The organism is Chitinimonas koreensis (assembly GCF_014353015.1).
Lineage (GTDB): Bacteria > Pseudomonadota > Gammaproteobacteria > Burkholderiales > Chitinimonadaceae > Chitinimonas > Chitinimonas koreensis.
In genome coordinates this window covers 5475344-5501994 of sequence record NZ_CP060704.1, presented here as the reverse complement: position 1 = coordinate 5501994, position 26651 = coordinate 5475344, and the positions used below count along the sequence as shown (strand labels likewise).

Annotated in this window: 18 protein-coding genes and 2 pseudogenes; 15 read left to right on the top strand and 5 right to left on the bottom strand. The window is 70.4% G+C overall.

Annotation, left to right across the window (positions count from 1 at the left end; all coding sequences use genetic code 11):
• Nucleotides 1–105: 105 nt before the first annotated feature.
• Nucleotides 106–1221, top strand: coding sequence for a metallophosphoesterase (locus H9L41_RS23430; protein WP_051319281.1), 1116 nt, complete (start codon nucleotides 106–108; stop codon nucleotides 1219–1221).
• Between the two features lie 29 nt (nucleotides 1222–1250).
• Here the strand turns inward: H9L41_RS23430 and H9L41_RS23425 are convergent, their stop codons facing one another.
• From H9L41_RS23425 to H9L41_RS23415, 3 genes are all read right to left on the bottom strand, one after another.
• Entirely contained in the window at nucleotides 1251–2315 is a 1065-nt protein-coding gene (locus H9L41_RS23425) for a lipase secretion chaperone (RefSeq protein ID WP_028447400.1), read from the bottom strand.
• Between the two features lie 7 nt (nucleotides 2316–2322).
• Entirely contained in the window at nucleotides 2323–3621 is a 1299-nt protein-coding gene (locus H9L41_RS23420; RefSeq protein WP_028447401.1) for a sphingomyelin phosphodiesterase, read from the bottom strand.
• Between the two features lie 559 nt (nucleotides 3622–4180).
• On the bottom strand, nucleotides 4181–7270 hold the full coding sequence (locus H9L41_RS23415; RefSeq protein WP_028447402.1) for an LpqB family beta-propeller domain-containing protein: 3090 nt from the start codon (nucleotides 7268–7270) through the stop codon (nucleotides 4181–4183).
• Between the two features lie 189 nt (nucleotides 7271–7459).
• Between H9L41_RS23415 and H9L41_RS23410 the strand changes: the two genes are divergently transcribed.
• The 8 genes and pseudogenes from H9L41_RS23410 to H9L41_RS23380 all read left to right on the top strand — a co-directional run bounded on the left by H9L41_RS23410 (nucleotide 7460) and on the right by H9L41_RS23380 (nucleotide 15455).
• Entirely contained in the window at nucleotides 7460–9196 is a 1737-nt protein-coding gene (locus H9L41_RS23410) for a PHA/PHB synthase family protein (RefSeq protein WP_028447403.1), read from the top strand.
• A 299-nt stretch (nucleotides 9197–9495) separates the two neighbouring features.
• Nucleotides 9496–9933, top strand: coding sequence for an inner membrane protein YiaA (gene yiaA, locus H9L41_RS23405; protein WP_028447404.1), 438 nt, complete (start codon nucleotides 9496–9498; stop codon nucleotides 9931–9933).
• 54 nt (nucleotides 9934–9987) lie between these two features.
• Nucleotides 9988–10239 (top strand): annotated as a pseudogene (locus tag H9L41_RS25935) (helix-turn-helix transcriptional regulator); the annotation flags it as partial.
• Nucleotides 10240–10514: 275 nt separating this feature from the next.
• Entirely contained in the window at nucleotides 10515–10904 is a 390-nt protein-coding gene (locus H9L41_RS25355) for an AraC family transcriptional regulator (RefSeq protein ID WP_265583890.1), read from the top strand.
• A 112-nt stretch (nucleotides 10905–11016) separates the two neighbouring features.
• Entirely contained in the window at nucleotides 11017–11979 is a 963-nt protein-coding gene (gene trhO / locus H9L41_RS23395) for an oxygen-dependent tRNA uridine(34) hydroxylase TrhO (protein ID WP_028447406.1), read from the top strand.
• Between the two features lie 33 nt (nucleotides 11980–12012).
• Nucleotides 12013–12750, top strand: a complete 738-nt coding sequence (locus tag H9L41_RS23390) for a dienelactone hydrolase family protein (protein ID WP_028447407.1) — start codon at nucleotides 12013–12015, stop codon at nucleotides 12748–12750.
• A gap of 598 nt (nucleotides 12751–13348) precedes the next feature.
• The gene (locus H9L41_RS23385; RefSeq protein WP_265583889.1) at nucleotides 13349–14146 is read left to right on the top strand and encodes a hypothetical protein; all 798 of its coding nucleotides are present in this window, start codon (nucleotides 13349–13351) and stop codon (nucleotides 14144–14146) included.
• Nucleotides 14136–15455, top strand: a complete 1320-nt coding sequence (locus H9L41_RS23380) for a hypothetical protein (protein ID WP_157462088.1) — start codon at nucleotides 14136–14138, stop codon at nucleotides 15453–15455. The genes H9L41_RS23385 and H9L41_RS23380 overlap by 11 nt, the downstream gene beginning before the upstream one ends.
• A 98-nt stretch (nucleotides 15456–15553) precedes the next feature.
• On the opposite strand, the gene H9L41_RS23375 is transcribed toward H9L41_RS23380, so the two are convergent.
• On the bottom strand, nucleotides 15554–16594 hold the full coding sequence (locus H9L41_RS23375) for a GlxA family transcriptional regulator (protein ID WP_245589241.1): 1041 nt from the start codon (nucleotides 16592–16594) through the stop codon (nucleotides 15554–15556).
• Between the two features lie 504 nt (nucleotides 16595–17098).
• Between H9L41_RS23375 and tkt the strand changes: the two are divergent.
• The 6 genes and pseudogenes from tkt to H9L41_RS23345 all read left to right on the top strand — a co-directional run bounded on the left by tkt (nucleotide 17099) and on the right by H9L41_RS23345 (nucleotide 25323).
• Nucleotides 17099–19095: pseudogene (gene tkt / locus H9L41_RS23370) on the top strand (transketolase).
• A gap of 210 nt (nucleotides 19096–19305) precedes the next feature.
• On the top strand, nucleotides 19306–20322 hold the full coding sequence (gene gap, locus H9L41_RS23365; protein WP_028447411.1) for a type I glyceraldehyde-3-phosphate dehydrogenase: 1017 nt from the start codon (nucleotides 19306–19308) through the stop codon (nucleotides 20320–20322).
• A gap of 269 nt (nucleotides 20323–20591) precedes the next feature.
• Nucleotides 20592–21761, top strand: a complete 1170-nt coding sequence (locus tag H9L41_RS23360; RefSeq protein ID WP_028447412.1) for a phosphoglycerate kinase — start codon at nucleotides 20592–20594, stop codon at nucleotides 21759–21761.
• A gap of 1 nt (nucleotide 21762) precedes the next feature.
• Nucleotides 21763–22596, top strand: coding sequence for a DUF4349 domain-containing protein (locus H9L41_RS23355; protein ID WP_034607724.1), 834 nt, complete (start codon nucleotides 21763–21765; stop codon nucleotides 22594–22596).
• A gap of 65 nt (nucleotides 22597–22661) precedes the next feature.
• Complete coding sequence (gene fba / locus H9L41_RS23350; protein ID WP_028447414.1) at nucleotides 22662–23726, top strand: class II fructose-bisphosphate aldolase; 1065 nt, start codon at nucleotides 22662–22664, stop codon at nucleotides 23724–23726.
• Between the two features lie 448 nt (nucleotides 23727–24174).
• Complete coding sequence (locus H9L41_RS23345; RefSeq protein WP_028447415.1) at nucleotides 24175–25323, top strand: methionine aminotransferase; 1149 nt, start codon at nucleotides 24175–24177, stop codon at nucleotides 25321–25323.
• Nucleotides 25324–25575: 252 nt separating this feature from the next.
• On the opposite strand, the gene H9L41_RS23340 is transcribed toward H9L41_RS23345, so the two are convergent.
• Nucleotides 25576–26565 (bottom strand): lipin/Ned1/Smp2 family protein, encoded by a 990-nt coding sequence (locus H9L41_RS23340; protein WP_051319283.1) that lies wholly within the window; start codon nucleotides 26563–26565, stop codon nucleotides 25576–25578.
• Nucleotides 26566–26651 lie beyond the last annotated feature (86 nt).

The window sequence follows — 26651 nt, the reverse complement described above, 5'->3', positions numbered from 1 at the left end:
GCAGCGTAGCGGCGCAGCCACGCGCCGGACTTGACCCAGGTCAAGCGCTTGTGGCGGCCGGGCGCCGCGCCGACAATCGCGCCGGTCCAATTCGCGAGTCCCGCCATGTCCTTCCTGCGCCGCCTGCTGTTGCTGCTCGCCGTCCTGCCGGCCCTGGCCGACGATCCGGGCGGCGCACCGGCGGGCGAGCCGCCCGGCGACGACGGCCCCTACGTGTTCCTGCGCGCCGGCGCCGAGCAGGCGGTCTGGCTGTGCGACGGCGAAGTGCGCCGCCAGCCGCTGCCGCCTTCGCGCCTGCTGGTGCCGCCGTGCGGCGCGCTCGGCCGCCTGGCGGTGAACGCCGCCGACGCGCCGGCGCCCGACCGGTTGCCGGCGCCGGTGCGCTGGGCGGCGGTGTCGGATATCCACGGCCAGGCTGGCCTGCTGCTCACGCTGCTGGCGCGCCACGGCATCGTCGACGAGCACGGCGACTGGGCCTGGGGCGAGGGCGTGCTGGTGATCGCCGGCGACGTGTTCGACCGCGGGCCGACGGTGAACGAGGCGCTGTGGAGCCTCTACCGGTTGGCCCAGCAGGCGCGCGCGGCCGGCGGCGCGGTGCATGCGCTGCTCGGCAACCACGAGACCATGGTGCTGGCCGGCGACCTGCGCTACATCCATCCGCGCTACCGGGCGGTGGCCGAGCGGCTCGGCGAGACCTACTCCGGCCTGTACGGCGCCGATACCGCGCTGGGCCGCTGGCTGCGCAGCCGCGCGACGGTGCTCAAGCTCGGCGACACGGTGTTCCTGCACGGCGGCCTGCATCCGGCGCTGGCGGCGCAGCCGATCGACCTGGCGGCGATCAACGCCGGCATCCGCGCCGGGCTGGGCCTGTCCAGGCAGGCGCTGGCGGCCGACCCGGCCGCGGCCGCGCTGTTCGGCCGCGACGGGCCGCTGTGGTACCGCGGCTACTTCCTGGCCCCGCGCGCGACCGCGGCCGAGATCGATGCGCTGCTGGCGCGGCTCGGCGCGCAGCGCATCGTGGTCGGCCATACCACCCAGGCCGAGGTGCGCTCGCTGTACGGCGGCAAGGTGGTCGGCATCGATGCCGGGCTGAAGGACGGCGAGCGCGGCGAACTGCTGCTGTGGGACAACGGGCAGCTGTGGCGCGGGCTCAGCGATGGGCGGCGGCTGCCGTTGCCGGCGGGGGCGGATGACGGGAGCGGGGCGATCGAGATGGATTGAGGCGGGTTGCGAGCTGGCGTTACCGGCGATCAGGAATGGCCGAACCACTTCGCCTGCAACGCCGCCGATTTGCCGTCGAGTTCCGCCGCCAGCGCCGCATCGCGTTCCGGCTCTCCGCGCCTACGGATTTCCGCCAGCAGCGCCGCGCTGTCGCGCCGGTAACCGGCCATCGCCGCGGCATGGCGCGCGTCGGCCGCGTCCTGGGCGGCCAGCCGCCCGGCCATCTCGGCGCCGAGGTAGTCGCGCCGCAAGGCCTGCCGCACCGCCGCGCGCTGGTCCGCCGGCAGGCCGGACTCGGCCGCCAGCTGCGCCCAGTACAGCCGTTCGCTCGGCGTCTCCGCCTGCGCCAGGGTGTCGTAGTAGTCGCCATAGGCCTGCCGCCGCAGCGCTTCGATCCGCGCCTGGCGTTCCGCCTGCGGCAGCCGCGCCGCCTCGCCGGCGGCGAAGTCGCGCGCGGCGATCTGGAAGCCGAGCCGCGCCTCCTCCTCGCCGTACAGCAGCCTGGCCATGTCGGCGCCGGCCAGCTCGCGCCGCGCCGCGCTGACCGCGGCCAGCCGTTCGGCCAGCGGCCGGTCGGTGCTTTGCACCAGTGCGCCGAGCCCGTGCTCGACCGTCTCCTTCAGCGTCAGCGCCCGCCGCAGCCGGGCCGCGTCGGCCGGCGCCAGCCGGGCCAGGTCGGCGTCGGGCCAGCCGCGGCAGCGCGCGTCGTCGCGGCGGTCGGCGCAGTCGCGCCGCACCGCCTCCAGCAGCGGCAGCAGCGAGCGGCGGCCGGCCAGTACCGCCTGCAGCGCCGACTGGCGCCGGGCCGGGTCGCTCCAGTCGCCGGCCGCTGCCGCGGCGGCCGGCGGCCGCTCGAACAGGCCCTGGCCGGTGGCCGCGGCTTGCACGGTTCCGTCGGCCTGCGCTGCGCCGTCGGCTGGCGCCGCCGCGCGCCAGTCGTCCGGCGGCCCGGCCAGGCGCCAGGCCGCCAGGCCCAGCGCGGCGGCCAGCAGGCCGCCGGCCAGGTAGAAGCCGGCGCGGCGGCGGCCGGCCGGGCGTGGAGCGCCGCCCGACGGAGCGCCGCCCGACCGTCCCAGCTTGCGTTGCGCGTTCACCGCCGCCTCAGAAGGCGAAGCGGCCGGCGACCGCGAAGTGGTCCGACAGGTCGCGCGTCGACCACAGCGCCGGCGCCAGGCTGCGGTAGACCATCACCTCGTTCTGGCCGCTGCGCGCCGGCTTGTGGGCGTTGGAGACCAGCACGTAGTCGAGGTATTCCTGGCCGTCCGAGCCGAGCGCGTTGACCACCGGGTCGTAGCTGTAGCGGTGGCCCAGGCTGGCCGGCTTGCTGGCGTTGAGGATGCTCAGCATGCGCTGGTAGTCGTCGGGTGTGGCGTAGTAGTCGACGTTGAGGTCGCCGGCGTACAGCAGCGCGTCGGTGGCGGCCGGCGCGAGGCCGTCGACGAAACGCTTGAGCTGGCTCAGCTGATCCAGCCGCACCGCGCGCTCGCTGGTGCCGTTCCAGGCCTGGGTATGGGTGCCGGCCAGGTGGTAGGTCCGGCCCTGCTTGAGGATCTGCACGTACATCGCGCCCTTGTTCGACAGGCAGTCGGTGTTGGCGCAGTTCGGGTAGACGATCTGCGCCTCGCGCGCGATCGGCCAGCGGCTGGCGATGAACACGCCGCCGTCCTCGAAGTTGCCCGACTGGTCGACCACCTGGGTCTGGTAGGGGAACTCGGCGGCGAGGCCGGCGCGCAGCTGGTCGCGGCAGCCGTTGTCGAAGGCCTCGGAGAACACGATGGCGTCGTAGTTGCGGGCGAAGGCCGGCACCTGGGCCCAGCGCTCGCAGATCTGCGAGGCGCCGACCACGCCCCAGATGTTCCAGCTCAGCACCTTGAATTCGTCGGCGGCGGCCAGGGTTTCCTGCTTCGGCTGCGGGTGGACCACGTAGTAGATGTCGTCGTAACCGCCGGTGAACTGGGCGCGGTAGGACAGCGTGGTGGCCAGCGCGTTGAAGCGGGTGGCGGCGTTGTGGATGTCGCGGTCGCTGCGCCACGGCTCGTTGAAATCGGCCGCCTTGGCCGAGTGGACGATGCTGCTGCCGATCAGCTTGCCGGTCAGCTGCTGCTGCAGCACCACGCTGCCGCTGCCCTGGCTCACGGTGGTGTCGAAGCGGAAGGTCTTGCCGTTGGTGATGCCCTGGTCGCGGTTCATCCACAGCACCTTGGCGGTGGCGTAGGGCGCGATGCTGGTGGCGTAGCGGCCCCAGTGGGTGCCTTCGGCCAGCTGCTTGTCGCCGGACTGGACGGTATTCAGGTAGACGGTCTGCGCCGTGTCGTTGGTGACGTAGACATAGGTCTCGGCGAATGCGCGCGATGCCAGCAGGCACAGGGCCAGCAGCGCGAGGCGAAGGATGTGGTGCATGGAAACGGCCCCCTCGGTGCGATGCGCAGGCGCCGGGCGACGACTGCGGGCCGTCGCTCGGCCGCCGTGCGGCGGTCCGGTCCGGGCCAGGGGGCGATCGTGCGGACCGCGTGTGTCGCGGCCATGTCGGGCGACATAAGCCGGCCGATGGGGGGCGGGGATTTTTCGATGGGGGACGGTGCGCTGCTCGGAGCCCCTGGCATGGGCAGGTGCGGGCTTCAAAGCACCGTTCCCGTCAGGGGGAGGCGTCCGTTCCTGTTGTGCGGGAGCGGGGCGGGTGAGGGGGCGACGGTTCCGCTCAGTCACTGCGGTCGGCTGTTGCTCGACCGTCGCTCCCTCACCCTGCCCTCTCCCGGGGGGAGAGGGTTGGCCGAGCGGGCTCCACCGTCCGGTCATGCACCGTAGGTCGGACTTCAGTCCGACGGCGATTTCTCCTGGCGGCGCAGTCGGACTGAAGTCCGACCTACCTGGGGTGCGGGTCTTGTAGGAGCGGCTTCAGCCGCGAATCGCGACAGGCGAGCAGACGCCATTCGCGGCTGAAGCCGCTCCTACATTGCTATCAATGCAGCAGCACCTTCACCGCCGCCTTCAGCTGCGCATCGCCGGCCGTGCCGATCGAGGCCGGCACCGCCACGTCGACCGGCCGCGGCCCGCTTTCGAGATCGTCGCCATTGGCGGTCGACAGCACCCGGCCGAACGGCAGCCGCAGCACCGAGCCGTCCACCAGCACCTTGAACGAGGTGAAGATCACCCAGCCCGCACCCGGCTCGCCGACCACGCGGCCCAGGCCCATGGCGCGGTAGCCCTCGGTGAACACCTCGCCGTCCGACAGCGTGATCTTGTTGGTCAGCAGCACCGTCGGCCGTTCGAGCAGCTGCTGGCCGACCGCCAGCCGGCCCGGCGCGGTCGGCAGCGCGCGGGCGGTGAAGCTGTAGTGGCTGCGCCGCGCCAGCGTGTCGAGCGCCCAGCTGTCGATCATGCCGCCGTAGTTGTTGCGCACGTCGATCACCAGCCCCTCGGCCGCCTGGCGCTCGGCGTCGAGGTCGAGGTGGAACTGGTCGAGCGAGGACTCGCGCATGTCGATCAGGTGCAGGTAGTCGAGCTTGCCGCCGCTGAGCCGGCGCACTTCGGTGCGGTTGGCGGCCACCCACTGGCGGTAGCGCAGCGTGCCCTCGTCGGCGAAGCCGACCGGCTTGAGCCAGACCGTGCGCGGCTTGCCGTCGCGGCCGGCCACGGCGAGCGCGACGCGCTTGCCGATCTTGCCGTCGAGCAGCCGGTCGAGGTTGTCGCCGCGCGCCAGCGTTTCGCCGTCGACGGCCAGCAGCGTGTCGCCGGCCGCGAGCCCCGCGTTGGCGGCCGGGCCGTCGGCCACCACCGCGGCCAGTCGCAGCGTGCCGTCGCGCTCGGCGGCGGTACGGTCGAAGTCGGCCGCCAGCCGGCCCAGCGTGGTCGGCGTCTCGCTGCGCGGCGCCGACAGGCCGGTGTGCGAGCTGTCGAGCTCGCCGATCATCAGCCACAGCACGCGGCGCAATTCGTCGCGGCTCTGCGCGGCGGCCACCCACGGCGCATAGCGCGCCTTCAGCGCGGCCCAGTCCTGGCCGTGGAAGGCCGGGTCGTAGAAGAACTCGGCCAGCGTTTGCCAGGCCTCGGCGAACACCGCCTGCTTGTCGGCTTCGAATTCCACCTCGGCCTCGGCCTGCAGCGCCACCGCGCGCGGCACGGCGCCGTCGTCGAGCGCCACCGTCCAGAGCTTGCCGCCGTCGAGGTACCAGGCGTTGCGGCCGTCGGCGTCGAGCTGCAGCGAATGCTTGGTGCCGTTGCTGAACGACAGCTGGCGCGGCAGTTCATTGGGACGCCAGCGCCAGATATTGGCCTGGCCGGCGACCAGTCCGACCAGGGCCAGCGCCTTGCCGTCGCGCTCGGCGGCGAAATACTGGCTGTCGAGCGCGATCGGCAGCAGCGCGGCATGGCTGCGCGCCCAGGCGGCGTCGACCGTGAACGGCGTGCGCTGCGGCTCGCCGTCGGCCCCGAGCGGCGCCGGCGGCGCCAGCGGGATCTCGACCAGCCGGCCGCCGGCCTCGCTGTGCTGGAAGCCGCGCCACCACAGCACGCGGCCGTCGGCGCGCCATTGCAGCACCGGCTGGCCGTAGCCCTGGTCCTCGGGCCGGAACCACAGCTTCTTGCCGGTGCCGGGGCTGGCGAAGGCGGTCAGCCGCTCGGCGCGGCCGTCGAGCGCGATGCGCGTCACGTTGGCCAGCAGCCGCTCGCCGAGCTCGACCACGGCGATCGCCTGGCCGTCCGGCGCCCAGGCCAGCGGCGCGTCGGCCCAGATCGGCGGGCGGCCGGTCCGCACCTTGGCCAGCAGCTTCTCGGCGCCGCCGGCCAGCTCGCGCACCATCAGCGCGCGGCCGTCGCGCAGCCAGGCCACGCGGCGGCCATCGGGCGAGAAGCGCGGGAAGGCATCGGCAGCCGTCGCTGCGGACGCCGTCGCCGCGCCGACCCGGCTTTCGCTGCGGCTGGCCAGTTCCATGCGCCAGATCTCGCCGGCGCCGTTGCGCAGCGACTGGTAGACCAATTGCCTGCCGTCGGGCGACCAGTCGAGCTGCGCTTCGGCCGCGGCCGTGCGGGTCAGCCGCGTCGCGGCGCCGCCGGCGGCCGGCGCCAGCCAGATCTCGCCGCGCGCGACGAAGGCCAGCTGCTTGCCGTCGGGCGACAGCCGCAGCTCTTCGATCTTGTCGCCGACGGCGAAGCGCTCGACCGCCGGCGCCGCGCCGCTGCCGCTCAGTTTCACGTGAATCTGCCGCGTCGCGCCGCTGGCGGTGTCGAGCGTCCACAGCGCATAGCCGCGCTCGAAGGCGATGGTGCGGCCGTCGGCCGCGATGCTCGGCCACAGCACGCGGCCGTCGCCGAAGCCGGTGATGCGCTGCGCCGGGCCGTCGAGCGGCCGGCGGTACAGGTTGTCCTGGCCGCCCGGATTGCCGACGTACCACAGCGCCCGGCCGTCGGCCGACCACATCGGCCAGCTCGACCGGCTGCCGTCCTGCGACAGCTTGCGCCAGTCGCCGGCACCGTCGTGCGGCGCCAGCCACAGCTCGTCCTGGTCGATATGGGCGCCGCCGCGGCGCCACCACTGGCCGAAGGCGCGCGCGTTCAGCGCCAGCCAGCGGCCGTCGGGCGAGGGAGCCGCCTGGCTCTCGTCGAGGTAGCGCTGCGCCGCCAGCGGCATCGGCGTGCCGCCGTCGACCGAGACGCGGTAGACGTCGTTCATGCGCTGGATGTCGTGCGACACCGAGTGGAAGTAGATCCAGCGGCCATCGGCCGACCAGCCGCTCGGCTGTTCGGCGCGGTCGTCCCAGCTCAGCCGGCGCAGCTGGTTGGCGGCCAGGTCGAGCAGGTAGAGGTCGCCGTTGCCGCTGCGGGCCGAGGCGAACGCCAGCTTGCTGCCGTCGGGCGACCACAGCGGGCGCGATTCGGTGGCCGGGTGCGACACCAAGAGGCGCGCCTCGCCGCCCGCGGCCGGCACGGTCCAGATGTCGCCGCCCGAGACGAAGGCCAGCGTGCGGCCGTCGGGCGACAGCGCCGGCTCGTACAGCAGCGGCGCGGCGGAAAGGGGCAGGGACAAGAGGGCGAGCAGCGGAGCGAGGCGCATGGCGGTCGGCGGGCGGGACGAAAGGCGGCAGTGTAGTGGGCGGCCGCCGCGCTACGCGAGCGGACCGCCGGCCGTGTTGCGGCGAGGCCTATCGGGCCGGCGGGCAGACGACCCCGTGCGGCCGTCCGCCTGGCGATGCATCGGCTGCCTTGGGCTAAGCTGGACATACCATCCGTATGGAGTCCACCGATGTCCGATTCGCTTGCCGCCGGCCGCGCGCGCTGGCTCGAGGAGCAGGAAGTCCGCTACGCCACGCTCAAGCACCAGTTGCGCCAGGCCTTCGACCCGTGGGGCCTGGCCGGCATCCACGCCAAGGCGGCCGCCTCCTGGCTGTGCAGCCCGGTCGAGCTGGCCTCGGCGCTGACGCGCTACGGCCACGACGTCGCCACCCTGCAGCAGCAGACCCTGGCGCGTTTCCTCGGCGCGCCCGACAGCGACGTGTTCCCGCCCAACCCGGAGGACCAGCGCTTCGCCGACCCGGTCTGGCGCGACGATCCGCGCTGGGACTTCGTCAAGGAGGCCTACCTGATGCAGACGCGCTGGATCCAGGACATGCTGTACCGCTCGCCGGGCCTGACCGAGGCCGAGCGGCGCAAGAGCGCGTTCTGGCTGCGGCAGAGCCTGAACGCGCTGGCGCCGACCAATTTCCTGGCCACCAACCCGGTGGCGCAGCGGCGTGCGGCCGAGACCGGCGGCGCCAGCCTGGCGCAGGGCCTGCGCAACCTGGCGGGCGACCTGAAGCAAGGCGAGGTGAGCATGACCGACACCGCGCCGTTCACCGTCGGCGGCAACCTGGCGCTGACGCCGGGCAGCGTGGTCTACCGCAACCGACTGCTGGAAGTGATCCACTACGCGCCGGCCACCGACACGGTGCACGCCATGCCGCTGGTGCTGATCACGCCGTGGATCAACAAGTACTACATCCTCGACCTGGCGCCGGGCAAATCGATGGTCGAGTACCTGGTCGGCCAGGGCTTCAACGTCTTCGTCACCAGCTGGAACAATCCCGGCGCCGACGATGCCGGGCTGAGCTTCGACGACTACCTGGTCGACGGTGCCGCCCGCGCGATCGAGGTGGCGCAGAGCGTGGGCCGCAGCGAGCAGGTGCATGCGCTGGGCTACTGCATCGGCGGCACGCTGCTGGCGCTGTACATGGCCTGGGCCAACCGGCGCGATCCGGCCAAGGTGCCGGTGGCGCACTGGACGCTCCTGACCGCGCTGACCGATTTCAGCGAGCCGGGCGACATCGAGGTGTTCATCGACGAGGACGGCCTCGCCGTGATCGACGGGCTGATGGAGAAGCAGGGCTATCTGGACGGCGGCCAGATGGCGGCCAGCTTCCGCATGCTGCGGCCCAACAGCCTGATCTGGAACTACGTGGTGTCGAACTACCTGATGGGCGAGACGCCGCGCGCGATGGACGTGCTGTTCTGGAACACCGACGCCACCCGCATGCCGGCCGCCATGCACCGCTTCTACCTGCGCGAGTTCTACCTCAACAACCGGATGGTGCAGCCCGACAGCCTGACCCTGGCCGGCCAGCCGATCGACCTGGGCCGGATCACCCAGCCGCTGTTCATGGTGGCAGCCGAGGAGGATCACATCGCGCCGTGGAAGAGCACCTTCAAGCTGGTCGAGCGGGTGCGCGGCCCGGTGCGCTTCACGCTGTCGACCTCGGGCCACATCCTGGGCATGGTCAACCCGCCGTCGCCGGCTTCGCGCCGCAGCTTCTGGCAGGGCGAGGCCGGCCGCGGCGAGCGGCCCGAAGTCTGGCTGGCGGCGCAGCACAAGACGCCGGGCTCGTGGTGGCCGGGCTGGGCGGCCTGGCTGGCGGAGCGTTGCGGGCCGCGCGTCAATCCGCCGCCGATGAGCAATCGGCAGTATCGGAAGCTGGGGGATGCGCCGGGGACGTATGTGTTCAGGTGAGGCCATGAAATGTGAAAGGTGAAACGTGAAAGGTGAAACGTGGAACCCCATCCCCCTCCCAACCTCCCCTTGAAGGGGAGGGGCAGGGCGTGCCAGCCCTATCGGCAGCGCTCGTCGAACGTGTCGCAATCGGGCTCCCTCCCCTTCAAGGGAGGGCTGGGGTGGGGATGGGGTTCCACCTTTCACATTTCACCTTTCACGTTTCACGCGTCTTTCTCACTTTTCACCTTCCACCTTTCGTGCCTCCCGGCATACTCCCGTTCGCTTCGCACCGAAGCGATCTCTTTCGGGGAGAAACCATGAGAAAAGCAATCACGCAGCGGCCGACCGGCGCCTTCATCGGCGCGTCCTGGGCAGCGTTGTGCGTCGGCGCCGGCGGCTTCCTCGCCGGCCTGTGGAACGCCGCGATGCAGCTCAACGAGAAGGGCTACTACCTGGTGCTGCTGCTGTACGGCCTGTTCTCCGCCGTCTCGCTGCAGAAGTCGGTGCGCGACCGGCTCGAAGGCATCCCGGTCACCGGGCTCTACTACGGCCTGTGCTGGCTGTCGCTCGTCCTGTCGGTCCTGCTGCTGCTGGTCGGGCTGTGGAACGCCACGCTGGGCATGAGCGAAAAGGGCTTCTACGCCATGGGCTACCTGTTCAGCCTGTTCGGCGCCGTGGCGGTGCAGAAGAACGTGCGCGACGTCGCGCTGCTCGGCGGCGACGGCTTCGACAAGGACGCGGGCGAAACGCCCTAGGCCGCCGTGGACCGCACCGCAGCGCGGCACAGCCGCGCCGAATACGCGCGGCGCATGAACCGCGTGCTCGACCATATCGACCGCCACCTCGACGCGCCGCTCGATCTCGCCGCGCTGGCCGAGGTGGCGCATTTCTCGCCCTACCATTTCCATCGCCTGTTCGCTGGCTGGATGCGCGAGACGCTGGGCGACTACCTGCGCCGGCGCCGGCTCGAGGTCGGCGCGCACCTGCTGGCCCAGCGGCCGGCGATGCCGGTGCTCGAAGTCGCGCTGACGGTCGGCTTCGGCTCGGGCGAGGCATTCGCGCGCGCCTTCAAGCTGCAGTTCGGCGTCACGCCGAGCGCCTGGCGCAGCGACACCCCGGCGCGGCAGGCGGCGCTGCTGGCGCGGGTGCGGCAGCCGCAGGACAGCAATCCCGATCAGGCGTCCAGCAAGCGCGATCAGGCCGGCCCGGACGGCGGCGGCCATGATGCGGGCTCCTGCGACGAGATGGAGAACGAGATGGACGTGAAACTGGTCGAGCTGGCCCCGGTCAAGGTGGCCTACCTGCGCTACATCGGCCCTACGGACCCGGAATCGGCGTGTTCTGGCGCGAGACGGTCGGCCCCTGGCTGCGCGCCAACGGGCTCGAAGGCCGCGCCTGCTACGGCATCGGCCTCGACGATCCGAGCGTCACGCCGCCGGAGAAATGCCGCTACGACGCCTGCGTCGAGATCCCCGACGGCTTCGTGCCCGGCGGCGCTGCCCTGCCGGCCACGCTGCCGGGCGGCCGCTACGCGGTGACCACCTTCCGCGGCGCGCCGGCCACCATCGGCGCGGCCTGGATCGAGCTGTGCGGCGCCTGGCTGCCCGGCAGCGGCCTGCAGTACGACGCGCGGCCGAGCTTCGAGTACTACGCGCCGGAAGGCCGGACCGACCCGGTGACCGGCGAGTTCAGCTGCGAGCTGTGCATCCCGGTGAAGCCGCTGTAGCCGCGCCGGCCATGCGCGCTTGGTAGAATCCGCACGGGCGCCGACGGCGCCCGTCGCACGATTCCACCCACCCGGTCCGTCCTTTGCGAGGACGATCGCCAGGAGCATCCGCATGACCCGACCCGACGCCCCGCCCATCGTGGTGGCGGCCCTCTACAAGTTCGTCACCCTCCCCGATTTCCAGGCGCTGCGCGCGCCGCTGCAGCAATGCATGGCCGAGCACGGCGTGAAAGGCACGCTGCTGCTGGCGCCCGAAGGCATCAACGGCACCGTCGCCGCCGACCGCGCCGGCATCGACGGCCTCCTGGCCTGGCTGCGCGCCGATCCGCGGCTGGCCGACCTCGACCACAAGGAGAGCTACTGCGCCGAGCAGCCGTTCTACCGCTGCAAGGTCAAGCTCAAACGCGAGATCGTCACCATGGGGGTGGACGGCGTCGATCCCAATCTGCGCGTCGGCACCTATGTCGAGCCGCAGGACTGGAACGCGCTGATCGCCGATCCCGAGGTGCTGCTGATCGATACGCGCAACGACTACGAGGTCGCGCTCGGCACCTTCGACGGCGCCGTCGATCCGAAGACCGAGAGCTTCCGCGAATTCCCCGACTACGTGCGGCAGCATTTCGACCCGGCCAGGCACAAGAAGGTGGCGATGTTCTGCACCGGCGGCATCCGCTGCGAGAAGGCCTCGAGCTTCATGCTCGGCGAGGGGTTCGAGCAGGTCTACCACCTGCGCGGCGGCATCCTCAAATACCTCGAGACCGTGCCGCAGGCCGACAGCCGCTGGCAGGGCGACTGCTTCGTGTTCGACGGCCGCGTCACCGTGCGGCACGACCTCAGCGCCGGCGACTACGGCCTGTGCCATGCCTGCGGCGGCGCCGTCTCGGCCGAGGAGCGGCAGTCGCCGCACTATTCGCCCGGCGTGAGCTGCCCGCATTGCTGGGACACGCTGAGCGAGAAGACCCGCGCCAGCGCGCGCGAGCGGCAGAAGCAGATCGAACTGGCCAAGGCGCGGCAGGAGCCGCACCCGATGGGCCACGACCCGCGTGCCGCAGCCCAGGCGCGCAAGGCCGGCTAGCCGCTTTCCCATCGCCCGACCGGAGCCACCGCCATGCTGATCCAGAGCCACGCCGTCGACCTCGCCACGCCGAGCGGGCCGATGCGCACCTACGTCCATCGGCCGGCCGGCGACGGCGCCTGGCCGGCGGTGCTGTTCTATTCCGAGATCTTCCAGCAGACCGGCCCGATCGAGCGGGCCGCGCGGCTGATCGCCGGCCATGGCTACGCGGTGCTGGTGCCCGAGGTGTTCCACGAGTCGAACCCGCCCGGCACCGTGCTGGCCTACGACGACGCCGGCCGCGACAAGGGCAATGCCGACAAGGCGGCCAAGCCGGTCGAGGGCTACGACGCCGACAACGCCGCCATGATCGCCTGGCTGGCCGGCCAGCCGTGGTGCAGCGGCCGCATCGGCGCGATGGGCTTCTGCCTTGGCGGCCACCTGGCCTTCCGCGCCGCGCTGCAGCCCGAGGTGCGCGCCGCCGCCTGCTTCTACGCCACCGACCTGCACACCCGCTTGATCCCGAGCGCGCCGGGCGGCCACGGTATGGAGCGGCTCGGCGAGATCGGCGGCGAGCTCTTGATGATCTGGGGCAAGCAGGACCCGCACATCCCGGCCGCCGGCCGCGCCGAGGTCTACGCCGCGCTGGCGGCGGCCGGGCTGGCCTTCACCTGGCACGAATTCAACGGCCAGCACGCCTTCATGCGCGACGAGGGCGAGCGCTACGACCCCGAGCTGGCGCTGCTGGGCTACCAGCTCGCGCTGGGGCTGTTCCACCGCACCTTGCGTTGAGCACCGGCCGGCCTCGGCCGGCGCGCCCTCTCCATCCCGCATGGCGTTCGCGATTCCGTTTCCGCGATCCCCAATGCGGCCGGCCGGCCGGACTCCGGTACGGCCGCGCAGCGAACCGGCATCGTTGTCGGACTGAAGTCCGACCTGCACCGATCCCCACCCCCCATTGCAGCGGCTTCGGCTGCGAGCCGCCGGCCCCGTGCCGGGCCGGTGCGCGGCCGAAGCCGCTGCAAGCCTTGCTGCGCCTGCATTCCAGCCGAATCAAGCATTTACGCCTCCGCTACGCTCATGGCATTTGCGCAACAAAGGCCTCTCAAGCGGTTGCTCGGCTTGCGGATTAGATCAATTGCTCTAGTATCCGCGGACACCCCGCGCCACCCTGGTGCATCGCACCCAGGGGGCGCGGCGTGGCGGTCGTGCAGCGTGGGGAGCGTGTCGCCGACCGCCCCATCGGCAGGCGCCGGTTCGGGTCCTGCCTTCATTCGAAGCATGAGAACGGAGGGGTTGTCATGGTCAGGATGTACCGCTTTTTCGTCGCACTCGTCATTGCAGGTCTGGGCCTCGCCGCGATTCCGGCGAACGCCACCAACTACACGCTGTGGATCAACGGCCGCACCGGCGGCGGACAGATCGGCAACTACAACAGCTTCACCTACTGGGGCCGGCCAGCACTGCGGCCGGCGTCAACAAGAAGGCGGTCAACTGGGACGGCAAGAGCCATATCGCCGACCAGAACGCGCTGATCCGCGACGCGCTCGACTGCTTCTGCACCGGCTCCAACTGGTGCTACATCGCCGCCCACAGCGCCGGCGACCTGATGATCGGCTACACCCTGGCCAACTACGGCGGCTCGACCCGCTACAAGAAGAACGCCTCGCCCAACTCGGCCGGCCAGTGCGGCAATTCGGACGGCAGCACCCAGGTCGGCTGGAACCTCAAGTGGGTCAATGTCGCCTCGGGCGCCGGCGGCGGTTCCGAATTGTCCGACGTCGGCTCCTGGACCACCTCCGAGCCGCTGGTGCAGGATCTCAAGACCACCACGGCGCGCGCGCTGTACAACCACAACGCCACGCGCAGCATCTGGTTCAACATGTTCGCCGGCGCCAGCGGCACGGTCTATTCGGCCATCCTGCCGGGCCAGGACGACGAAGCGGTCGCCTATCACTCGACCGGCGGCGTGGCCGGCTCCTCGGGCGGCAGCTATTGCAATCCGAGCGACTGGTTCTGCAACGACCTCACGCTCGGCACCGCGGCCAACGAGGGCGGCAGCGCCAAGTGGAGCTACCACACGGTCAAGTTCCGCGACGACAACGAAAGCTACAACCACTACGCCAACGGCAACTGGGCCGGGATCATCTCGGTGGTCCGGACCGACGTCGTGAACAATGCCAAGTAAGGCAGCGCAACGCCGCCGGCCGCCACCGCCGCCGCCCGAAGGGGAGGGCCGTGGCTGGAGCGGCCGGCGCTGGCTGGCCGCGCTGGTGCCGCTGGCGCTGGTCGGCGCGCTGTTCTGGTGGCTGGCCCCGGCCGGCGCCAGCAGCGTGCCGCACCGGCCCGGCGCCGCCGCGGCCGCCGGCGGCGCGGCCGAGCCGCCGCCGCAATGGCCGGCGCTGGCCGGCCAGGCCAAGCCGGCGCAGGGCGATCCGGCCGGCCGGCCAGCCCAACTCGCGCAATGGCGCGAACGGCTCGAACGTGCCCAGCAGACGCTGGCCAGTTACCGCGAGAGCACCCGTTACCCGCACGAATCGCGGCCGATCGCCGAGCAGACCGACCAGGTCTACCCGAACCGCCCGGTCGGCGAGGAAGGGCTGCTCAAGACCGCGGGCGGCCAGGTCGACGCCAGCGTCAGCATCAAGACTTCGCAGAGCCGCGTGTTCGTCGCCGGCGGCGAGACGGTGCAGTTCACCGTGGCGGCGCGCGACCGCAACGGCAATCCGCTGCCATTGACCATCAGCCGTGCCGTCGCGCGCGGCTTGCCGCAGCCGGGCGTCAACGCCCAGTTGCCGCAGCTGGCGCTGGCTTTCGCCGATGCCGGCAGCAACGGCGACGCGGTGGCCGGCGACGGCGTGCTGTCGACGCTGCTGGCGCCGGGCCAGACCGCCTTCGCCCAGTTCGACGGCGGCATCCGGGTCGAACTGAGCCTGCGCATCGGCGAGCGCGAGGGCTACCACTTCTTCGACATCTATTACACGCCGCAGCCGCCTGCGCTGTGGGCCGGGCCGGTGCGCGAGGCGCAGGAGGGCGGCTCGCTGGTGCTCTACCTGCCGGTCGAGGTGCGCGTGGCGGGCCGCTACCTGGCCAGCGGCCGCATCGACGACGCCCAAGGCAAGCCGTTCGCGCTGGCCAGCTTCAACGAGGAACTGGCCGCCGGTCCGCAGCAGATCAAGCTGACGGTGTTCGGCAAGCTGATCCGCGACGGCCGGCCGGCCTTCCCGCTCGCGCTGCGCGACGTCGAGGCCTACCAGCTGCGCGAGTCCTACCCCGACCGCGCGCTGCTGCCGCGGCTCGCCGGCGTGATCCACACCACGCGCAGCTACAGCCCGGCGAGCTTCTCCGACGCCGAATGGAGCAGCGAGGAGCGCGCGCGCTACCTGGCCGAATACGGCAAGGACGTGGCGGCGGCGCAGGAGCAGGTCAACCGCCTGAGCGAGGGAAGCTGCCAGGGCACGGTGGACGCCGGCGGCAATTGCGTCGCGCAGCGTTGAGCGCGGCCTTTGCGCCCGCAGCGGCAAGCGGCCTGTGACGGTCGCCGTGGTGGTGGGTAGTAAAGACGAATCCCCGGTCAGCCCGGGGATTCGTCTTTCTAGTCCGCCCGCTCGAGCCGCCGCTGGCGGCGGAAGTTCGACGGCGACAGCGTCTCGCGCTTGTTCCAGTTGGCGCGGAAGGCCTGCATGCTGCCGAAGCCGCAGCGCTCCACCAGCCGCTCCAGCGGCAGGTTCGATTCGACGATCAGCCGCCGCGCCAGGTCGATGCGCAGCTCCAGCTGGTACTGCTTGAGGCTGATGCCGGTCTCGCTGCGGAACAGCCGCGCCAGGTGGCGGTAGCTCAGGCCGAAGCGCTCGGCCAGCGCCTCGCAGCCGGCATCGCTGGCCAGGTTCTCGTTGAGCGCGTCCTGTACCTCGTGGATAAACTGGTTCTCGTGCTCGCGGTAGCGCAAGGTGGCGCTCAGCTGGGGGTCGTTGCCGAAGCGGCGGATGTGGGTCACGTTCTCGCGCGCCACCCTGAGCGCCACTTCGCTGCCGAAATGCTCGGAGATCAGGTACAGCGCCAGGTCGATGCCGGTGGTGACGCCGGCCGAGGTCAGGAAGCGGCCATCGTCGACCAGCACGCGCTTGTCCATCACATGGGCACGCGGGTACTGGCGCCGCAAGCGGTCGATGAAGCCGTGGTGGGTGGTGCACAGGCGGCCGTCGAGCAGGCCGGCCTCGGCCAGAAGGAAGCTGCCGGTGCAGACGCCGCAGATCCGCACGCTGTCCGGCGCGCGGCCGACCACGTCCTTCAGCCATTGCGCCGCGGCCAGCCAATCCGGCGAGCGGGTGGTCTGCTCGACCAGCTTGCTGCCGATCACGAACAGCACGTCGCCTTCGACCAGCGCCTGCGGCAGCGGCCGCAGCTCGGCCAGCCAGTTGCCCTGGAAGGCGCGCACCCGCGCCTGCGGGCCGATGCATTCGACCGCGACGGAGGCGAGGCCGAGTTCGTTCAAGGTCGCCACGATCTGCAGCGGGCCGGCCAGATCGAGTACGTGCACATTGGGCAATACCAGGAAATAGGCGCGTTTCATGGTGGATTCCCCGAGCCGGGGCGGATTGCCGGGCAGGGCCGGCAACAGCTGGGACGCGCGCATGGTGTGATTCCTCTCTCGATCAGCCCGCTATCTCATGCCACGACGGTAAGGGCGTGGCGATGGTGCGGGTCGTATGTCTTTTCACTCGCAGCGCAGTAGTCGTGCGCCGCGCTGCTACAGGGTTTGCGGTCAGGACGGGCCTTCCCTGGCAGCTTAGCAAGTAGCCGCCGCGCGATTCAATAAAATATATGACACCCGGTTTGCGCTCGATTCGTCCGGGCTTGCGTTCACCGCTTGCGTCGCTCCTGCGGGGCCGGCCTTCCCGGTCTCGACGCTGCCGCCAGCCGCGGTCTCGCGCAAGCCTGCGCCAGACTGTAGCGGCGCTCAACGATTGGGTGCTCGTCGGCTGTAACAAAACTACGCCTAGAGTATAAATTCCAGCGCATTATCAAAGACTTGGCTTGCCCTGACGGGGCCGAGCGGGGATAATGCGCGCGCTTTTGCTACGGCCCGCCGTGTTCGGGCCGTTCGTTTTCCGCCTACCCCAAGCGAAAAGAGACCCCGATGGCCGCCACCCGTCCTGCCCTGTCCAATGCGATCCGAGTCCTGTCGATGGACGCCGTGCAACAAGCCAACTCCGGCCACCCCGGTGCGCCGATGGGCATGGCGGAGATCGCGCTGGCGCTGTGGGGCGGCCACCTCAAGCACAACCCGGCCAATCCGAAGTGGGCCGACCGCGACCGTTTCGTGCTGTCCAACGGCCACGGTTCGATGCTGATCTATTCGCTGCTGCACCTGACCGGCTACGACCTGACGGTCGACGACCTCAAGCAGTTCCGCCAGCTGCACAGCAAGACCCCGGGCCATCCCGAGTACGGCTACGCGCCCGGCGTCGAGACCACCACCGGCCCGCTGGGCCAGGGCATCACCAACGCGGTCGGCATGGCCATGGCCGAGAAGCTGCTGGCGGCCCAGTTCAACCGGCCCGGCCACGACGTGGTCGACCACCACACCTACGTCTTCATGGGCGACGGCTGCCTGATGGAGGGCATCAGCCACGAAGCCTGCTCGCTGGCCGGCACCTGGAAGCTCGGCAAGCTGATCGCCTTCTGGGACGACAACGGCATCTCGATCGACGGCCACGTCGAAGGCTGGTTCACCGACGATACCGCCGGCCGCTTCGAAGCCTACGGCTGGCAGGTGATCCGCAACGTCGACGGCCACGACGTCGACGCGGTCGACGCCGCCATCAAGCTGGCCAAGCTCGAGACCGGCAAGCCGACGCTGATCTGCTGCCGCACCGTGATCGGCAAGGGCGCGCCCAACAAGCAGGGCGGCCACGACGTGCACGGCGCGCCGCTGGGCGCCGCCGAGATCGAGGCGGCCCGCGTCCACCTCGAATGGCCGCACCGGCCGTTCGAGCTGCCGGCCGAAATCTACGAAGGCTGGGATGCGCGCGCCAAGGGCGCCGTCGCCGAAGCCGCCTGGGCCGACAAGTTCGCCGCCTACCGCGCCGCCCACCCCGAACTGGCCGCCGAATTCGAGCGCCGCATGAGCGGCGCGCTGCCCGAAGGCTGGGAGGCCGCCAAGGCCGCCGCCATCGCCAAGATCAACGAGGCCGCCCAGACCGTCGCTACCCGCAAGGCGAGCCAGATCGCGCTCGAAGCGTTCTCGCCCAGCCTGCCCGAATTCCTGGCCGGCTCGGCCGACCTGACCGGCTCCAACCTGACCAACTGGTCGGGCAGCAAGTGGATCGACGCCGACAGCGGCGCCGGCAACTACATCAGCTACGGCGTGCGCGAGTTCGGCATGGCCGCCATCATGAACGGCATGACGCTGCACGGCGGCCTGCGCCCCTACGGCGGCACCTTCCTGATGTTCAGCGAATACGCGCGCAACGCGCTGCGCATGGCCGCGCTGATGAAGATCAACCCGATCTTCGTGTTCACCCACGATTCGATCGGCCTGGGCGAAGACGGCCCGACCCACCAGCCGGTCGAGCAGACCGCCACGCTGCGCTACATCCCGAACATGGACGTCTGGCGCCCGTGCGACACCGCCGAGACCGCGGTGGCCTGGGCCACGCGATCGAGCAGGCCACCCGCCCGAGCAGCCTGGTGCTGAGCCGGCAGAACCTGCCCTTCGTTCCACGTGAAGCCGATCAGCTGGCCGCCATCGCGCGCGGCGGCTACGTGCTGCGCGAGGCCGGCAACGGCGCGCCCCGGCTGGTGCTGATCGCCACCGGTTCGGAGATCGACCTGGCGCTGAAGGCGCGCGAGGCGCTCGAAGCCGAAGGCGTGGCCACCCGCGTGGTGTCGATGCCGTCGACCAACGTGTTCGACCGCCAGGACAAGGCCTGGCGCGAAGCCGTGCTGCCGCGCGGCACCGCGCGGGTGGCGATCGAAGCCGGCGTCAGCGACTTCTGGCGCAAGTACGTCGGCCTCGAAGGCGCCGTGGTCGGCATCGACACCTTCGGCGAATCGGCTCCGGCCGGCGCGCTGTTCAAGCACTTCGGCTTCACCGTCGAGCGCGTGGTCGAGGCGGCCAAGTCCGTCCTGTAAGCATTGCTCTGCACAACGGCTCCGTCGATCACGGGGCCGTTTTGCTTGTGGCGTCGGCCGCGGCGACCCCCATCGTGCCGATGTCGCATCGCAACAAAAGGCCGCGTTTGTAATCCCCTTTCAGCCTCTTCGGCGGGTTACAATCGCGCCCCTGTAGTTGAACCATCCGCGACTACAAAATAGTCGCCGCCAGCCAGGAGAACCCCCTTCATGTCCATCCGCCTCGCCATCAACGGCTACGGACGCATCGGTCGCAACGTCTTGCGCGCGCTGTACGAACTGAACCTCGGCAATGAGTTCAAGATCGTCGCCGTCAACGCTTCGGGCGATCTCGCCACGAATGCGCACCTGACCAAGTTCGACACGGTGCATGGCCGCTTCAATGCCGATGTGAAGGCGGACGGCGACTGGCTGCGCGTCAACGACGAGAACATCCGCTTCTTCTCGACCCGCAATCCGGCCGAGCTGCCGTGGGGCGACCTCGGCATCGACATCGTGCTCGAATGCACCGGCGCCTTCACCAGCAAGGCCAAGTGCCAGGCCCACCTGAACGCCGGCGCCAAGAAGGTGCTGATCTCGGCGCCCGGCGACAAGGACGTCGACGCCACCGTGGTCTACGGCGTCAACCACGACGTGCTGACGCGCGACATGACGGTGGTGTCCAACGCCTCCTGCACCACCAATTGCCTGGCCCCGGTCGCCAAGGTGCTGAACGATCACATCGGCATCGAAAAGGGCCTGATGACGACGATCCACGCCTACACCAACGACCAGGTGCTGACCGACGTCCGCCACAAGGATCTGCGCCGCGCCCGCTCGGCCACCCAGAGCGTGATCCCGACCAAAACCGGCGCCGCTTCCGCCGTCGGCCTGGTGCTGCCGGAACTGAACGGCAAGCTCGACGGCTTCGCCGTGCGCGTGCCGACCATCAACGTCTCGATGGTCGACCTGACCTTCCAGGCCCGGCGCGCGACCAGCAAGGAAGAGATCAACGCGCTGATGCGCGACGCCGCCGGCGGCGGTCCGCTCAAGGGCGTGCTCGGCTACAACGACCTGCCGCTGGTGTCGATCGACTTCAACCACACCAACGAAGCCAGCATCTTCGACGCCACCCTGACCAAGGTCAGCAACGGCGACCTGGTGAAGGTCGGCGCCTGGTACGACAACGAGTGGGGCTTCTCGGTGCAGATGCTGAACACCGCGCGCGCCATGATGGCGGCGAAATAATTCGAGCGGAGTGGAATCCCGGCCGTTCGGTTCATCGCCCGGCGCAGCCGGGCGCGAACCGTCAGCGGTCGATCGTCGATTGCGGTCCGATCGATTCCACCCCCTCCGCCCCCACCGCGGCGGGGGAACCGCGCTTCATGAGTCGCCGACCGGCCATGACGGGCGTCGAGGGTAATGCCGATATGGCGTAGTGGGGCGCAATGCCCTTACAGGCCGCCTTCGCATTACCCTCTTCGTTTTCTGTCCGCTCTCTTCGAAAGGTTTCCGCCATGAATTTCAAGAAGCTCACCGACCTCGACCTGAACGGCCGCCGGGTCCTGATCCGCGTCGACATGAACGTGCCGGTCAAGGACGGCGCGATCGGCGACGACACCCGCATCCGTGCTTCGCTGCCGACCATCGAGCATGCGCTTGCGGCCGGTGCCGGCGTGATCCTGATGACCCACCTGGGCCGCCCGACCGAGGGCACGGTCGCCGAAGAAGACAGGCTGGCGCCGGTGGCCGCCCGCCTGGGCGAGCTGCTCGGCCGCGAGGTGCCGGTGATCGCCGACTGGCGCGGCTACGCGGTCAAGCCGGGCGAATTGGTGATGCTGGAAAACATCCGCACCAACGTCGGCGAGAAGAAGAACAGCGACGAGCTGGGCCAGGCCTACGCCGCGCTGTGCGACGTGTTCGTGCACGACGCCTTCGGCACCTCGCACCGCGCCGAGGCCTCGACCTACGCCGTGGCCAAGTTCGCGCCCGAAGCCTGCGCCGGCCTCTTGATGGCCGCCGAGCTCGACGCGCTGGGCCGCGCGCTGGCCCAGCCGGCCCGCCCGCTGGTCGCCATCGTGGCCGGCTCCAAGGTGTCGACCAAGCTGACCATCCTCGAATCGCTGGCCGACAAGGTCGACCAGCTGATCGTCGGCGGCGGCATCGCCAACACCTTCCTGCTGGCCGAGGGCCGCCAGATCGGCAAGTCGCTGGCCGAGCCCGACCTGGTCGAGCAGGCGCGCAGCGTGATCGCCAAGATCCGCGCCCGCGGCGGCGACGTGCCGCTGCCGGCCGACGTGGTGGTCGGCCAGAAGTTCGACGCGGCCGAGCCGGCCGTGGTCAAGCCGCTGGCCGAGGTCACCGCCAGCGACATGATCTTCGACATCGGTCCCGACAGCGCCCAGGCGCTGGCCGCGCTGGTGGCCAAGGCCGGCACCATCGTCTGGAACGGCCCGGTCGGCGTGTTCGAATTCGACCAGTTCGGCCATGGCACCGAGACGTTGGCGCGCGCGATCGCGGCGAGCCCGGCGTTCTCGATCGCCGGCGGCGGCGACACGCTGGCGGCGGTGGCCAAGTACGGCATCACCGAGCAGGTGTCCTACATCTCGACCGGCGGTGGCGCCTTCCTCGAATTCCTCGAGGGCAAGACGCTGCCGGCGGTCGAGATCCTTGGCCAGCGAGCCTGACATGCGCCGTCGCGCGCTCGTTCCGATGTTGCTGCTGGCCCTCGGCCTGGCCGGCTGCGGCCGCCAGGCCGAGCCGGCCGTCGCGGCGGCCGGGGCGATGGCGCCCGCGGCCGAAGCGATGGCGGCGGCGCCGGCCGTGCCCGGCGGCGAGGCCGCGGGCCGGCGCTACCTGGCGGTCAGCCACGCGATCGAGGTCGAGACGGCGGCCGAGCGCGTCGAGCCGCTGTGGCGCAGCGTACAGGCCAAGTGCACGGCGCTCGGCGGCGAGGTGACCAGCGCCGAGCTGTCGCGCGGCGAGGTCCGCTCGCCGAATGCCCAGCTGTCGCTGCGGTTGCCCCCGGCGCAAGTCCCGGCGCTGTTCGCGCTGCTGGCCGAGGGCGGCGAGCTGGTCAATACGCGCACCGACAGCGAGGACAAGACCGCCGAGGTGATCGACGTCGAGGCGCGGCTGAAGAACCTGACCGACGCGCGCGACCGGCTGCGCCAGATGCTGGCCGACCGCACCGGCAAGTTATCCGACGTGCTCGAGGTGCAGAAGGCGCTGACCGAGACCCAGAGCCAGCTCGACAGCTACGCCGGCCAGCGCGCCGCCTTGGCGCAGCAGACCGAAAAGGTCCGCATTGAACTGAACATCCATGCCCCGCGCAGCGCGATCGAGCGCAGCGCGCTGGCCCCCTTGCGCGATGCCTGGCATTCGATCGGCTTCACCGCCGCGGCCAGCTTCGCCGGCCTGTTGACCTTCGTCGCGGCGGCGCTGCCCTGGCTGCTGCTGATCGTGCCGGCCTTCGTCCTGATCCGCCGCCGCTGGCGCAAACGCCGCGCGGCCAAAATGTAGTTGGGATTACAGCACTACAGCGCTGTTAAAATCCCACGCGAACAATCTTTCGTGGAGTGAACCCGATGTCCCTCGTATCGATGCGCCAGCTGCTGGACCATGCTGCCGAGAACGGCTACGGCCTGCCGGCCTTCAACGTGAACAACCTCGAGCAGGTCCAGGCCATCATGCAGGCCGCCGACGAGTGCAACAGCCCGGTGATCATGCAAGGCTCGGCCGGCGCCCGCAAATACGCCGGCGAACCCTTCCTGCGCCACCTGATCCTGGCCGCGGTCGAAGCCTATCCGCACATCCCGGTGGTGATGCACCAGGATCACGGCGCCTCGCCGGCGGTCTGCATCCAGGCCATGCGCTCAGGCTTCTCCAGCGTGATGATGGACGGCTCGCTGATGGAAGACGCCAAGACCCCGTCGAGCTACGAATACAACGCCGACGTGACCCGCCGGGTGGTCGACATGGCCCACGCGATCGGCGTCAGCGTGGAAGGCGAACTCGGCTGCCTCGGTTCGCTCGAGAGCGGCATGGGCGAGGCCGAGGACGGCCACGGCGCCGAGGGCGTGCTGAGCCACGACCAGCTGCTGACCGATCCGGACGAGGCGGCCGACTTCGTCAAGCGCACCCAGGTCGACGCGCTGGCGATCGCCATCGGCACCAGCCACGGCGCCTACAAGTTCACCCGCAAGCCCACCGGCGACATCCTGGCGATCGAGCGCATCAAGCAGATCCACGCCCGCATCCCCAACACCCACCTGGTGATGCACGGCTCGTCGAGCGTGCCGCAGGAATGGCTCGAGATCATCCGCGAGTACGGCGGCGAGATGAAGGAGACCTACGGCGTGCCGGTCGAGGAGATCGTCACCGGCATCAAGTACGGCGTGCGCAAGATCAACATCGACACCGACATCCGCCTGGCGATGACCGGCGCGGTCCGCCGCTACCTGGTGAACAACAAGAGCGAGTTCGATCCGCGCAAATTCCTCAAGGACGCGATGCTGAGCGCCAAGGACATCTGCAAGGCCCGCTTCGAAGCCTTCGGCTGCGCCGGCCAGGCCGACAAGATCAAGCCGATGTCGCTCGACCGCATGAGCGACCTGTACAAGAAGGGCGAGCTGGCCGCGATCGTGAAGTAAGCGCTGCTTTGCCCCGAGGTATCGAACGCCCCGCGTTGCGGGGCGTTTTGTTTGGTGCGGCGATCCGGCACGCAAGGTGCCCGCCGCGTTCTTGCGCGGCGTACCGCAGGAGCGGCTTCAGCCGCGAACCACCTCCGTGCCCCGAACGCCATGCGCGGCTGAAGCCGCTCCTACGCAAACCGCGCCATCGCCGCGGTAGCTCGGACTTCAGTCCGACGCTGTCGTCGACCGCCATCGCTGTCGGACTGAAGTGCGACCTGCCCGGAGGTAGGCAGATGCATCGGACAAGGTCGCGACCACGGCGCGCTAAGCGGGTACAGGCCGGCCTCACATCGACCCCGCCTCCGTAATCGGTGCGCAGCCAGCTACAAGCTCATGCGCGCTGGCTATTTGTCAGCGCCGGTGCGGCACGGCAGCATGGGCCATCGTCATCGCCACGGCTGCCGCCATGTCCTTCCAGTCCAAGTTCCCCGATCTCGGCCTCACCATCTTCAGCCGCATGAGCGCGCTGGCGGCCGAGACCGGTGCCATCAACCTGTCGCAGGGCTTCCCCGACTTCGCCTGCGACGCCGCGCTGCTCGACGGCGTGACGGCCGCGCTGCAGGCCGGCCACAACCAGTACGCGCCGATGCCGGGCCTGCCGGCGCTGCGCCAGGCGATCGCCGCCAAGTTCGGCAGCCAGGGCCCGCGCGTCGATGCCGATAGCGAGGTCACCGTCACCGCCGGCGCGACCCAGGCGCTCTACACCGCGATCGCCGCCGTGCTGCGGACCGGCGACGAGGCGATCGTGCTCGAGCCGGCCTACGACAGCTACGCGCCGGCCATCGTCGCCCAGGGCGCGGTGCCGGTGCGCGTCAGCCTGGCCGCACCCGATTTCGCGGTCGACTGGGACCAGGTCGCCGCCGCCGTCACGCCGCGCACCCGGCTGATCGTGGTCAACAACCCCAACAACCCGGCCACCAGCGTGTTCTCGGCGGCCGATCTCGACGCGCTGGCCGCCATCGCCGAGCGGCACGACCTGCTGGTGCTCAGCGACGAGGTCTACGAGCACCTGGTGTTCGACGGCCGTCGCCACGCCAGCGTGCTGTCGCATCCGGGCCTGCGCGAGCGCAGCTTCGCGGTCTATTCCTTCGGCAAGACCTTCCACGCCACCGGCTGGAAGATCGGCTACTGCGTCGCCGCGCCCAGGCTCACGGCCGAATTCCGCAAGCTGCACCAGTACCTGGTGTTCTCGGTCTCGACTCCGATGCAGCACGCGCTGGCGGCCCACCTGCAGGAGCCGGCCCACTGGCAGGGCCTGGCCGGCTTCTACCAGGCCAAGCGCGACCGGCTGGCGGCCGGCCTCGCCGCGGCCGGCTTCAGGCTGCAGCCGAGCGCTTCGACCTATTTCCAGCTGGTCGACTATTCGGCGATCCGGCCAGACCTCGGCGAGCGGGCCTTCGCCGAATGGCTGACGCGCGAACACGGCGTGGCCAGCATCCCGGTGTCGGCTTTCTATGCCGACGGCCGCGACCAGCACCTCGTGCGCTTCTGCTTCGCCAAGCGCGAGGAGACGCTGGATGCGGCGCTCGGCAAGCTGGCGGCGCTGGCCGCCTGAGGCGTCAAACGCCGGGTCGAATCGCGCCGGGCCCGATGAGGCGCAGTGGGGCGCGGCAGGCATCGGCTATCGCCGCGCTCGCCCGGGTCAGGCGAAGCAGCCCCTTGTAGGAGCGGCTTCGGCCGCGAACCGCTGCTGGTGATGACGCTGCCGACATTCGCGGCTGGAGCCCCTCCTACGCGTCGCTGACAGGCTCCCGGATTTCCCTGAGGGCCTGTCCTGTAGTCCGTTACATGTATCTGCCGGATTGGTTCAAGGGAGACGCGCGCAGGCCGCGACCGGCGTCGCGCTGACCACCGCGCTGTAGTGGCCCAGGTAGTCGCCGCGGATCGCCTGGGTGCCGCTCTCGCCGGCATGGCTGCCGATGATCCAGGTGTCGGCCTTGGGGATGCCGCCGTTGGCGTAGGCCGCGATGTCGGTGGTGGCGTTGCCGTAGGCGCGCACGATCTTCAGCCCGACCGTGTCGCGCAGGTAGCGCACGTAGTCGGTCTTGTGCTGCTCGGTGTTGGGCGGGATCGGGCCGTCGCCGTAAGGATTGCTGCGGTAGTGCCAGCCCAGGAGGCCCTGCTTGCCGAACCACTCGCGCGCATCGCGCGTCACCCAGTAGGGGCGGGCGGTCAGGTAGACGATCTGGTAGCCCTTCTGCTGGTAGGCGCGCACCGTCTCCGGCGCGTAGTAGTAGGCCGCCGCGGTCTTGATGCCGACGTAGTCGGCGTAGGCCTCGAAATCGTTGATGGTCAGCGTGCCGTCGATGTCGAACAGCACCGTCTCGCGGCCCGGCTCGACCACGCTGAGGAAGCCGTCGACGCTGCTGCCGTCGCCTTCCACCACCATCCGCACGCGGTATTCGCCGGCCGGCCGCGGGCCGATGCTGACGTAGACCTTGCCGTCGCTGTCGGTCAGCTGGCTGCCGAGGTACTGCCAGCCGCTCATGCCGCTGCCGTAGAGGTAGACGTGCACGCGCTCGTCCTCCAGGTCCTTGTGCAGCACCGCGTCGTAGTCGAACTTGCCGACCAGCATGGCCGACTGGCCGGTGGCGACCAGGCTGTCGTGCACCATGTGCCAGGGCTGGTACAGCGAGGCCAGCAGGCTGCTGCCGAAGTGGCGGAAGGCCTTCTTGGCAGGCTTGCTCAGGCTGGGCGGCTGCTGGGCGGTCTGGTAGTCGGGGCAAGCCGCGCCGGCGGCGAGGCTCAGGCCCAGCGCCAGGGCGGCGGCGAGGCGGGTGGCGGTACGTGGCTTCATCGTTGTCTGCTCCTTTGTTCTTTTCCGGAATGGATTGTTCATCATCGCCAGCGGGCGAAGCCGGCGATGGTGGAGAACATAGATGA